Source organism: Sphingobium sp. (genome assembly GCF_003248505.1).
Classification (GTDB): Bacteria; Pseudomonadota; Alphaproteobacteria; order Sphingomonadales; family Sphingomonadaceae; genus Sphingobium.
This window is the reverse complement of sequence record NZ_QFOA01000167.1, coordinates 1-1,688: the sequence shown is the minus strand read 5'-3', so window position 1 is coordinate 1,688 and position 1,688 is coordinate 1. Positions and strand designations below refer to the sequence as shown.

At 60.3% G+C, this 1,688-nt stretch carries 2 protein-coding genes and 1 tRNA gene; 1 reads left to right on the top strand and 2 read right to left on the bottom strand.

Features of this window, described 5'->3' with window-relative positions; genetic code table 11:
• Together DI606_RS20125 and DI606_RS20120 are read right to left on the bottom strand one after the other, a co-directional pair.
• On the bottom strand, window positions 1–219 hold a 219-nt coding region (locus tag DI606_RS20125; RefSeq protein ID WP_367119510.1), incomplete at its 3' end, for an Arm DNA-binding domain-containing protein.
• Between the two features lie 166 nt (window positions 220–385).
• A tRNA-Met gene (locus tag DI606_RS20120) sits at window positions 386–462 on the bottom strand.
• Between the two features lie 273 nt (window positions 463–735).
• Between DI606_RS20120 and DI606_RS20115 the strand changes: the two genes are divergently transcribed.
• A partial coding sequence (locus tag DI606_RS20115) for a circularly permuted type 2 ATP-grasp protein (protein ID WP_293985787.1) occupies window positions 736–1,688 on the top strand: 953 nt, incomplete at its 3' end.

Here is a 1,688-nt window from a genome sequence, read left to right as displayed (position 1 = left end):
CTGCTTGCGGGCGGCGTCGCGAGCCGCGCGCGCTTCGGCCAGCGTGAATTGCGGGTATGGCCCTATCGCCAGTTTTCGCTCTACGCCATTCATAAGGTATTTCAGCCGCCACAGCTTGCTGCCCTTTGGATTGACCAGCAGATATAGCCCCAGTGAATCCGAGACTTTATAGGCCTTCGCTTTGGGTTTGGCGTTACGAACTGCGGTGTCTGTCAGCACGATGGGGGCCTCCGTTCTGCGGGGGCTTCGCGAGGCCCCCAGATTCGGCCCCATCGACTGCAATTATGGGCAATCAGAGGCGGTCGCCGACGATCAGCGAATGCCCTCAAACTACCGGAAATCAGGGATTTTTTCAACCGTTCGCGGGTGTCGGCAAACAGGAGATTGGTAGCGGAGGAGGGACTCGAACCCCCGACACGCGGATTATGATTCCGCTGCTCTAACCGGCTGAGCTACTCCGCCCCATGGGCTGGCAAGGCGCAAGGCCCTGCGGTGAGGCGGCGCTATACGCAGGGCGGAGCGGTGGGTCAACGGGGCTTTTGCAAAAATCCCTTGCTACGCCCTTGCTGCTGCCAACCGAACAAAATGCCGCGACATGGAGGCTTTCCGTCGATTTGATCGTTGAAGCGACCGCCCGGCTGGCGACGTGCAGATTTCCTATTGCATTCCGTCGAGCGCCGCGCCCTAATGTTGCGATGCACAACCGGCCTGTTGGGCCGAGGGAGGATTGACCACTTGCCCTTCCACGAAATGTTTGAGCCGGACGGTTCGATACGCCCCTGTTACGGCGAGGTTCAGCAATGGGTGGAGCGAACGGGTATAGCCGGTCTCAATCGCCGCCTAGATGAGGCCGAGGCGATTTTTCGCCGCATCGGAATTACCTTCGCGGTCTATGGCGAGGGCGGGGATCCGGAACGGCTGATCCCCTTCGACCTGCTGCCGCGCATCTTCACCGCTCAGGAATGGAGGGTTCTCGATCGCGGCATTCGCCAGCGCGCGCGCGCGCTCAACGCGTTTCTCCACGACGTCTATCATCGCGGCGAAATCGTGAAGGCGGGCATCATGCCTGCGGACATCATATATCGAAACAGCGCCTATTGCGCCGAGATGGCCGACTTCACGCCGCCCGGCAAAGTGTACAGCCATATCGTCGGCATCGATATCGTTAGGACCGGCCCCGGCAGCTTCGAGGTGCTGGAGGATAATTGCCGTACGCCATCGGGCGTATCCTATATGCTCGAAAACCGCGAGATCATGACGCGGATGTTCCCCGAACTGTTCGAGCAGGGGCTCGTCGCACCTGTCGACGATTATCCCGCCGAATTGCTCAAGAGCCTGAAGGAAGTCGCGCCCCCGGCGTGCAAGGGCGATCCGGTGGTGGTCGTGCTGACGCCCGGCTCGCTCAACAGCGCCTATTATGAACACAGCTTCCTTGCCGACCTCATGGGCGTCGAACTCGTGGAGCCAGCGGATCTTTTCGTCGATAACGACCGCGTATGGATGAAGACGACGCTCGGGCCGAAGGCGGTCGATGTCATCTATCGTCGAATCGACGACGAATATATTGATCCGCTCGTGTTTCGCCCGGACAGCCTTCTGGGTATTCCCGGGATATTCAACGTCTACCGAAACGGCGGAGTCACACTCGCGTCCGCGCCGGGATCGGGCATCGCGGACGACAAGGCGGT